This window comes from Bradyrhizobium sp. LB8.2 (assembly GCF_040548035.1).
In the GTDB taxonomy this organism is placed as follows: domain Bacteria; phylum Pseudomonadota; class Alphaproteobacteria; order Rhizobiales; family Xanthobacteraceae; genus Bradyrhizobium.
Map to the genome: position 1 here is coordinate 109,334 of NZ_JBEPQV010000028.1, position 8,643 is coordinate 117,976.

Sequence of the window (8,643 nt, forward strand, 5' to 3'; positions counted from 1 at the left end):
CGCGATGCGGAGTATCAAGCAGCCAGGCGCACCCGTCGCAGAGCGTATCCAATGCGTCGAGGCGAGGGGACGCGCTTTCTCCTTCACGATACAAGCAGGTCTGCCGCTGCTGGAAGCCGCGCGCCGCGGTTTTGCCGCAGAGGGATTTGCCGGCGGCGTGCTGAGTTTTGGCAGCGGCGCGCTGGGGCCTTTCGCCTATGTCATGCCCGCGCTGTCGAAGACCAGCGAGAACGCCGCGTTCTACAGCGAGACCTTTAGGCCCAGCGGCGTGACGCGCACGAAGCTCGGCAGCATGACGCTGGGCCTGCGCGATGGCGCGCCGTTCTTTCATTGTCACGGTCTTTGGACGGAGGCCGATGGTGGTCGCGCCAGTGGCGGCCACATGCTCCCGGACGAGACTGATGTCGCCGAGCCGTTTGAGGTCGAGGCCTTCGGTGTCGATGGTGCAATGTTCACCGCCGAGCCCGATCCCGAGACCAACTTCAAGCTGTTCGGGCCGGTCGTAGCCGCGAGCACCGGCGTGCGCACGGTCAGCCGCGCTTTCGCGATGCGGCTGCGCCCCAATCAGGATTTTGCGGGCTGTCTCGAAGACTTCTGCCGTGCGCACGGCATCGTGCGTGCGAAGCTCCATGGCGGCGTCGGCTCGACCATCGGCGCGCACTTCACCCATGGCGGCGTGACCGAGCCGTTCGCGACCGAGCTTGCGATAACGGCCGGTGCGATTGCGCCCGGCTCCACCGGCGCGCTCGAAGCTGCGCTCGATGTCGCCTTGATCGACTACACCGGCGGCATCGCCGAGGGCCGCCTGGTCCGCGGCGACAATCCGGTCCTGATGACGATGGAGCTGGTGCTGGAAGCGCTGGAGTAATGAGCGACCGGCGCCTGAGCTCGCAATGACGGAGTGGAGGCAACTGTATTCTCCACTCTCGTGTCCCGGACGCGACGCAGCGCGTAGCGGTGCGGTGCAGAGCCGGGACCCAGTAAGCCGCACGGACGGATTGCTGATGCATGGGCCCCGGCTCTGCAGCGCACCGCTGAAGTAGCGCTGCGCCGCGTCCGGGGCACGGGAGCAAAATCCATCTTCGTATTTCAATCCACATAGTCCGCGCGGTTTCCCGTTCTCGCGGCACATCGTGCCCGAGCTTTGCGGCAGTTGCCGCCCCCAAAAGTGCCGAGGGCGCAGGGAAGGCCGGGCGCCGGCTGGCACCCGCGGTCCACTGTGCGAAAGTTGCGTTACGAAAGCTGCACAGCGGCATACAGGTGAAGCCAAACGACCGGCCTTCCCTGCGCAGTGGTTTTACGGCTTATGTCGTGATCTCCCCGGGGAGCGATGCACTATTGCCCCCGTCGCCTTGCAGATGGCTGATGTTGCAGACCCGGTCGGGCCGTCACATCACCACAAGATTTGGCGCACAGACCCCGGGCGCCAGGACCACACGATTTTGCCGTACGCGGGCTGCACCGGTCGTGTGCGCGCGGATCGCTGCTCACGGAGTGATCCGCCCTGCAACCACCCTCGTGCCGACGCCGCCCGCGTCCACCACGTCCCATCCCGCGTTCGTGACGATCGCGATCCGCCCCTCGGCCGGGTTGGGGTGGCTCTCTATACGATAATCCGAATACGGATAAAGAGAAATATTTTGACGCGATAGCGTTGACCTCGCGGTGGGATGTTTTGCCTGCCGGGCGGCGCAAGAGGTTGTGGGTTGCGTATATCTTCGCCGCAACGGCGCCATGTACCGGTCTCCCCACGGCCCCAAAATGAGCTAGGATGATCGCAGCGCGCCTCAAGTCGCGCACGATCAACGAGACGTATGAGGGAACGAGATGAGGGTGACGATTGGACGGCGCACGCTGTTGGTGGCGGCGCTGACGGCGGCGGGAGCGGCGGCTTTGACGGCGGCGTTTGCGCCGGCCTGGGCCCACGGTCCGACCCGGCAGAAGGTGCGCGAATCCATCGAGATCAACGCCGCCCCGGCCAAGGTGTGGGCCGCGATGGGCAATTTCCAGGACATGAGCTGGCTGCCGCCGGTCACCAAGACCGAGGGCGAGAAGGACAACGAGATCGGCGCCACCCGGAAGCTGACGCTGACGGGAGGAGCGACCGTCGACGAGGAGCTCTACAAGTTCGACGCCGCCGCCATGACCTATTCCTACCGGATCACCAATGTGGACGTGAAGGTGCTGCCGGTGACCAATTATTCCTCGACGCTGACGGTGACGCCGAGCGCCGACGGCAAGGGCTCGACGCTGGAATGGGCCGGCGCGTTCTACCGCGGCTTCCCCAACAACGAGCCGCCGCCGGAGCTGAGTGACGCGGCCGCGGTCAAGGCGGTGAAGGGGCTGTATCAGGCCGGCCTCGAGGCGCTGAAGAAGAAGATCGAGAGCGGAAGCTGACCGTGCGGGCGCTGGTCCTGGCGGCGCTGGCCGCCGGCCTCTGTCTTGCGCACGCATCCGCCGAAGAGGCGTTCGTCACCAACCAGCTCAGCGACGATCTGATGGTCGTGGACCTCGCCACGGCGCGCGCGGTAGCGACCATCCCGATCGGCGGCAAGCCGGCCGGCGTCGCGGTCAGCGCGGACGGACGCTTTGCCTATGTGACGAGCCCGGATGCCAAGGCCGTGACCGTGGTGGACGCAGCAACGCGGCAGGTTGCGGGGCGGATCGAGGTCGGCGGTGGGCCGCTCGGCATTGCCGTCGCGCCTGATGGCCGGACCGTCTATGTCGCGGACTGGTATGCGGCGGCGGTGCGGGTGATCGACGCAGCAACGCGCAGCGTCACGGCCAGCATTGCGGTCGGCGCCTCGCCCTCGGGGCTCGCGGTGACGCCTGATGGCAAGCTGCTGCTCTCGGCCGACCGTGACGACGACAGCGTCTCGGTGGTGGACACCGCGACGCGCGCGCGCAAGGCGACCATCAAGGTCGGCACGCGTCCGTTCGGCGTCACCATCGATGTCGAGGGCAGGCGCGCCTACACCGCCAATGTCGGCTCCAACGACGTCTCCGTGATCGATATCGCAGAAGCGCGCGAAATCGGGCGCGTGCCGGTCGGGATGCGACCCTATGCGGTGGCGCTGACGCTGGGCCGCGGCTTCGTCACCGACCAATATGGCGGCACGGTCAGCGTGTTCGATGTTGCGACGCTGAAGCCGGTGAAGCGCATCAATGTCGGCGACTATCCCGAAGGCATCGCCGCGACCGCGGACGGCAAGCGAATCATCGTCGCCTGCTGGGAGAGCAACACGCTCAGCATTATCGACGCGGCCGAGCTGAAGGTGATCGGCGAGGTGAAGACCGGCGACGGCCCGCGCGCGTTCGGGGCGTTCTTGCGCAGGACGGAGTAGAGGATTGATGTGCACGCTCGTCAGGGCTACGGCACTGGAGACAACGTTCGCACGACCTCATCCATCCGCTCAAACACATGATCCGGCGCCAGCGCCCGCAGCGCCGCCGGCGCCGCATAACCCCAGCACACCGCACCGCAGGCAATCCCGACGGCCCGCGCCGCCTCGATGTCACGCACCTCGTCGCCGATCGAGATGACCTTGTCCGGCTCCACGCCGGCGCGGCGGATGACCCGGCGGAATTTCGCGGCCTTGCCGAACAGCGACGCCGCGCAATCGAAATGCGCGAACAGCGCGGCGGAATCGCCAAGCTTCTCGCGCGCATTGGCCTCGCTGTCCGACGTCACCAGCGCCAGCTGCACACCGTTTTCGGCGAGCGTTCGCAGCATCGCCTCGACGCCCGCAAACAGAAAGATCTCCGCGGCCGCCTCCGCCTTCAGCCGCCGCGCATGCCGCGCGATCGCCGGCAGCTTCCACAGTGGTACCTCGAGCCGAGCCAGAATCTCGCGGCTCGAAGCATGCCGCAGAGCCTCGATATCCTCATCCGCGACACGGCGAAATTTGAAGCGATCGGCGACATCGTTGATGACGCGCAGGAACCACGGAAAGCTGTCGGCCAGCGTGCCGTCGAGATCGAAGATGGCGAGGGAGTAGGGCAGCTGCAATAGGTTAATCAGCCCCTTTTTGTTCCCGCGCCCTGCGAGCTTCCATTTCGTTGGTTTCGACGGCTAGATCTTTTTGAAATCTGCGAAGCGAGACCTGTCGTGAATCGCGCTCGATTTGGAATTCAACCATTCCAGATCCATTGTACCAGTAGATGAAGTCGACCGAATTCATGTCCCGATCTTGTTCGTAAAAGTCGCGAAAGCCGTCGACCACGAGATCTCGCATGTCATCGTCAGGGAATTTGAACCACTCGCCTTTATGCCAACAATTCGCGAGGCCCTCGTGGATCATGCGTTCTAAATGGCTCATATTCCAGAAGGGCTTCATCGCGATCACGTCAATATCTGGGCTCCAAGTCAGAGCGTCTCTGACACGGCGTTTTGGATCTCTGGTCTTACCGACCTTGTAAAGGTCGCCGGCCCGCATCAGGTACAGCCACCCTGGATCAAGCTTCGGTACACCGAAGATCTTCAAGTTGGGACGAAATTCGCTCCAATCATCGGTCATGGAAGCTCTCTACTCTGCCGCCTCGCTCGACGCGCGTCTCCGCTTCGGCTTCCGTGCCTTCGCCAACACCGGCGCCAAAAACTTCCCCGTGTAGCTCCTTGGCGCCTTGGCGATATCCTCCGGCGGGCCCCAGGCGACGATTTCTCCGCCGCCGTCGCCGCCTTCGGGGCCTAAGTCGATGACCCAGTCCGCGGTCTTGATCACTTCGAGATTGTGCTCGATGACGACGACCGTGTTGCCCTGCGCGACCAGCTCGTGCAGCACCTCCAGCAGCTTCTTGACGTCGTGGAAGTGCAGGCCGGTGGTCGGCTCGTCCAGGATGTAGAGCGTGCGGCCGGTGGCGCGCTTTGACAGCTCCTTTGCGAGCTTGACGCGCTGGGCTTCCCCGCCGGAGAGCGTTGTGGCCTGCTGGCCGACGTGGATGTAGTCAAGGCCGACGCGATGCAGGGTCTGGAACGTCTCGCGCACGCGCGGGACCGCCTTGAAGAACTCGGCCGCTTCCTCGACGGTCATGTCGAGCACGTCGGCGATGCTCTTGCCCTTGAACAGGACTTCGAGCGTCTCGCGGTTGTAGCGCTTGCCCTTGCAGACGTCGCAGGTGACGTAGACGTCGGGCAAAAAGTGCATCTCGATCTTGATGACGCCGTCGCCCTGGCAGGCCTCGCAGCGGCCGCCCTTGACGTTGAAGGAGAAGCGGCCGGGCTCGTAGCCGCGCGCTTTCGACTCGGGCAGGCCGGCGAACCATTCGCGGATCGGCGTGAAGGCACCGGTATAGGTCGCGGGGTTCGAGCGGGGCGTGCGGCCGATCGGCGACTGGTCGATGTCGATGATCTTGTCGATGTGCTCGAGGCCCTCGATGCGGTCGTGCGGCGCGGCGCCCTCGCTGGCATTGTTCAGCTTGCGGGCGATCGCCTTGTAGAGCGTGTCGATGAGCAGCGTCGACTTGCCGCCGCCGGAAACGCCGGTGACGCAGGTGAACAGGCCGAGCGGAATTTCGGCGGTGACGTTCTTGAGATTGTTGCCGCGCGCGTTCACCACCTTGATGGTGCGGCGATGGTTCGGCGGGCGCCGCTCCGGCACCTCGACCTCGAGCTCGCCGGTGAGATATTTGCCGGTGAGCGATTTCGGGTTGCGCATGATCTCGGCGGGCGTGCCTTCGGCGATGATGTTGCCGCCATGCATGCCGGCGCCGGGGCCGATGTCGAGCACGTAATCGGCCAGCAGGATCGCGTCCTCGTCATGCTCGACCACGATCACGGTATTGCCGAGGTCGCGAAGCCGCTTCAGCGTGTCGAGCAGGCGCGCGTTGTCGCGCTGGTGCAGGCCGATCGAGGGCTCGTCCAGCACGTAGAGCACGCCGGTCAGTCCCGAGCCGATCTGCGAGGCCAGGCGGATGCGCTGGCTCTCGCCGCCGGACAGCGTACCGGAGGAGCGGGACAGCGTGAGATAGTTCAGGCCGACGTCGAGCAGGAAGGTCAGGCGCTCGCGAATCTCTTTCAGGATGCGGCCGGCGATCTCGTTCTGCTGCGCGTTCAACGCCTCCGGCACGGTCTCGAACCACGCGCCGGCGCCCTTGACCGACATCTCCGAGATGTCACCGATGTGCTTGCCGCCGATCTTGACGCAGAGCGCCTCGGGCTTGAGCCGAAAGCCGTTGCAGCCTCCGCAGGGCACATCGTGGAAATATTTCGACAGCTCCTCGCGCGCCCACTCGCTCTCGGTCTCGCGATAGCGGCGGTTGATGTTGGTGATGACGCCCTCGAACGGTTTCTTGGTGTCGTAGGAGCGGACGCCGTCTTCATACGAGAACTTGATCTCGTCCTCGCCGGAGCCGTGGAGGATCGCGTTCTGCGTCTTCTTCGGCAGATCCTTCCATTTGGTGGTCAGCGTGAACTTGTAGTGCTTGCCGAGCGCAGTCAGCGTCTGAATGTAATAGGGCGACGAGGACTTGGCCCAGGGCGCGATCGCGCCCTTGCCAATGGGGAGCTCCTTGTCGGGGATGACGAGGTCTTCATCGACATGCTGCTCGACGCCAAGGCCGCCACAGGCGGGGCAGGCGCCATAGGGATTGTTGAAGGAGAAAAGCCTGGGCTCGATCTCGGGGATGGTGAAGCCGGAGACCGGGCAGGCGAACTTTTCCGAGAACAGCATGCGCTCGGGTCCGCTCTTGTCGTGGATCTTCGCGGTCTTCTTTTTCTCTTTCTCTTTCTCTTCCGCGGGCGCGGTCGCCGGCGCGTCGGCGAACTCGATGACGGCGAGGCCCTCGGCGAGTTTCAGCGCGGTCTCAAAGCTTTCGGCGAGGCGCTGGCCGATGTCGGCGCGCACCACGATGCGGTCGACGACGACGTCGATGTCATGCGGGAATTTCTTGTCGAGGGTCGGCGCCTCGCTGAGCTCATGGAAGGTGCCGTCGATCTTGACGCGCTGAAAGCCCTTCTTGAGCCATTCGGCGAGCTCCTTCCGGTACTCACCCTTGCGGCCGCGCACGACCGGCGCGAGCAGATAGAGGCGCGTGCCCTCGGGCAGCACCAAGACGCGATCGACCATCTGCGAGACGGTCTGGCTCTCGATCGGAAGGCCTGTGGCCGGCGAATAGGGCACGCCGACGCGCGCCCATAACAGGCGCATGTAGTCGTAGATTTCGGTGACGGTGCCGACGGTGGAGCGCGGGTTCTTCGACGTCGTCTTCTGCTCGATCGAGATCGCCGGCGACAATCCGTCGATCTGGTCGACGTCGGGCTTCTGCATCATCTCCAGGAACTGGCGCGCATAGGCCGACAGCGATTCGACGTAGCGACGCTGGCCCTCGGCATAGATGGTGTCGAAGGCGAGCGAGGATTTGCCGGAGCCTGACAGCCCCGTGAACACCACCAGCTTGTCGCGGGGAATCTCGACGTCGACGTTCTTGAGGTTGTGCTCGCGCGCGCCACGGATCGTAATTGCGCGCAGGTTTGATCCCACGTTCGGCTGTTGGCGCTTCGCCTTGATCACTTCATCCATCCTGGTGGTCCTCAAGAATCCCAAAGGCGCGCGATCGCGCCAACGCTGGAAGGCGCGCTTCGCCCGGAACCGGGATCGGCGCCGATGGGTATGTCAGCGAACGTAGGAAGAACGAGGAGGGATTTCCAGTGGCTCTTGCGAATCGTCAACGGATTGTTGGCGCGCTGGCGGCATCTGGCAGCAGGAGGGCCAGCGGAACTACGCTGCAGGAGACCGCGCAAACAAAAAGGCCGGCGCAAGGCCGGCCTTTCGTAACGATGTGACGTCGGTCGTGCAGATCAGTACTTCGCGACGATCGGACCGCCGAAGCGATAGTTCAAGCGAACCGTGGCCATATCCACGTCCTGCTTGATGCTGTCGCTGCGGGTGTTCACACCGAGGAAGGTGAAGCTGTCGGTGTGCTTGCCCATGAACAGATGGTTATATTCGACGGCGACCGACCAGTTCGGAGCGAAGCCGAACTCGATGCCGGTGCCGACCGTGCCACCCCAACGGGTTTCGTTGGCGGTATCGAGGGTGACGCCACCCAGAGTGCCGCTGAACTTGTTGTGGGTGACGGCCGCGCCGCCCTTCACGTACCAGAGCACGTTGTTCCAGGCATAACCAACCTGACCGGTGAAGAGGCCGATGGCGTCGATCTTGGTGTTGTTCACCAGCGGGAAGAACGCGGCGGGCGAGCTGGTGTTCGAGCCCTTCAGGTCAGCCCAATCGCCCTGGGCTTCGAGGCCGAACACCCAATTGCTGGACTGCCAGCGATAGCCGATCTGGCCGCCGACGATGGCGCCGGTTGCATTGTGGCAGCCTTCAGCCGTGACGGGGACTGGTGCGCCAAGCACCGAGGTCGTATCCCAGCAATTGTGGCTCGAGCCGCCACCGGCGTTGGCGCCGATGTAGAAGCCGGTCCAGTTGTAGACCGAAGCCATAGCCACCGGAGCCTTGGTGTAGGGGCGCGCCGCGAGATCAGCGGCCGAAGCCGGGGCAGCGAGAGCGAACAAACAGGCCGAAGCCAACAAAATCTTTTTCATTTTCAACTAGGGTCTGTTGGGATTCATCTGGAGTTTATCGCGGCCGCGGCCAGATAGATCATTGAAGTGAAGCTCTGGTCGGTCTTGTCGGCGCGCATTGC

The 8,643-nt window shown here is 64.2% G+C and carries 7 protein-coding genes; 3 read left to right on the forward strand and 4 right to left on the reverse strand.

Translation table 11 applies throughout. The annotated features are described in order from the left end of the window. The first annotated feature begins 4 nt into the window (after positions 1-4). The 3 genes from ABIB06_RS28645 to ABIB06_RS28655 all read left to right on the forward strand — a co-directional run bounded on the left by ABIB06_RS28645 (position 5) and on the right by ABIB06_RS28655 (position 3,344). The gene (locus ABIB06_RS28645; RefSeq protein ID WP_354047901.1) at positions 5-868 is read left to right on the forward strand and encodes a PCC domain-containing protein; all 864 of its coding nucleotides are present in this window, start codon (positions 5-7) and stop codon (positions 866-868) included. A 959-nt stretch (positions 869-1,827) separates the two neighbouring features. Continuing rightward, positions 1,828-2,397 carry an SRPBCC family protein gene (locus tag ABIB06_RS28650; RefSeq protein WP_354047900.1) on the forward strand — a complete coding sequence of 190 codons (570 nt, stop codon included), beginning with the start codon at positions 1,828-1,830 and terminating at the stop codon, positions 2,395-2,397. A 2-nt stretch (positions 2,398-2,399) separates the two neighbouring features. Then, on the forward strand, positions 2,400-3,344 hold the full coding sequence (locus ABIB06_RS28655; protein ID WP_354047899.1) for a YVTN family beta-propeller repeat protein: 945 nt from the start codon (positions 2,400-2,402) through the stop codon (positions 3,342-3,344). A 26-nt stretch (positions 3,345-3,370) separates the two neighbouring features. Here the strand turns inward: ABIB06_RS28655 and ABIB06_RS28660 are convergent, their stop codons facing one another. From ABIB06_RS28660 to ABIB06_RS28675, 4 genes are all read right to left on the reverse strand, one after another. Further along, a complete protein-coding gene (locus ABIB06_RS28660) occupies positions 3,371-4,003 on the reverse strand; it encodes an HAD-IA family hydrolase (protein WP_354048045.1) in 633 nt (210 codons plus the stop codon). Positions 4,004-4,013: 10 nt separating this feature from the next. Then, on the reverse strand, positions 4,014-4,517 hold the full coding sequence (locus ABIB06_RS28665; RefSeq protein WP_354047897.1) for a GIY-YIG nuclease family protein: 504 nt from the start codon (positions 4,515-4,517) through the stop codon (positions 4,014-4,016). Positions 4,518-4,526: 9 nt separating this feature from the next. Further along, positions 4,527-7,517: an excinuclease ABC subunit UvrA gene (gene uvrA / locus ABIB06_RS28670; protein WP_354047895.1), complete on the reverse strand. Its 2,991-nt coding sequence runs from the start codon at positions 7,515-7,517 to the stop codon at positions 4,527-4,529. Positions 7,518-7,795: 278 nt separating this feature from the next. Further along, complete coding sequence (locus tag ABIB06_RS28675) at positions 7,796-8,542, reverse strand: outer membrane protein (protein ID WP_247446635.1); 747 nt, start codon at positions 8,540-8,542, stop codon at positions 7,796-7,798. Positions 8,543-8,643: the final 101 nt, after the last annotated feature.

What these genes read in the sequence shown, in the direction of transcription:
- ABIB06_RS28645 (WP_354047901.1), top strand. Translation starts at nt 5, where the DNA reads ATGCGGAGTATCAAGCAGCCAGGCGCACCCGTCGCAGAGCGTATCCAA.
- ABIB06_RS28650 (WP_354047900.1), top strand. Translation starts at nt 1,828, where the DNA reads ATGAGGGTGACGATTGGACGGCGCACGCTGTTGGTGGCGGCGCTGACG.
- ABIB06_RS28665 (WP_354047897.1), bottom strand. Translation starts at nt 4,517, where the DNA reads ATGACCGATGATTGGAGCGAATTTCGTCCCAACTTGAAGATCTTCGGT.
- uvrA (WP_354047895.1), bottom strand. Translation starts at nt 7,517, where the DNA reads ATGGATGAAGTGATCAAGGCGAAGCGCCAACAGCCGAACGTGGGATCA.
- ABIB06_RS28675 (WP_247446635.1), bottom strand. Translation starts at nt 8,542, where the DNA reads ATGAAAAAGATTTTGTTGGCTTCGGCCTGTTTGTTCGCTCTCGCTGCC.